Origin of the sequence: Bacillus sp. EKM202B, assembly GCF_011066025.1 — a bacterium.
Lineage (GTDB): Bacteria > Bacillota > Bacilli > Bacillales > Bacillaceae_G > Bacillus_A > Bacillus_A toyonensis.
The window spans coordinates 1-209 of the sequence record NZ_JAAMNK010000153.1 but is presented as its reverse complement, the minus strand read 5'-3'; the positions used below and the strand labels follow the sequence as shown (position 1 = coordinate 209).

Annotated in this window: 1 protein-coding gene; it reads left to right on the top strand. The window is 37.3% G+C overall.

The genetic code is table 11. From position 1 onward, the window contains the following. On the top strand, nt 1–209 hold a 209-nt coding region (locus G9F74_RS29825; RefSeq protein WP_185157068.1), incomplete at both ends, for a thiol-activated cytolysin family protein.

Genomic DNA, 209 nt, shown 5'->3' with positions numbered 1-209 from the left:
CCGACATATGGTAATGTGTCTGGAGCAGTAGATGATTTAGTATCTACTTGGAATGAGAAGTATGCATCAACACATTCGTTACCTGCAAGAATGCAGTATACAGAGTCCATGGTGTATAGTAAATCACAAATCGCAAGTGCTCTTAATGTCAACGCTAAATATCTTGATAACAGTCTAAACATTGACTTTAATGCAGTTGCAAATGGAGA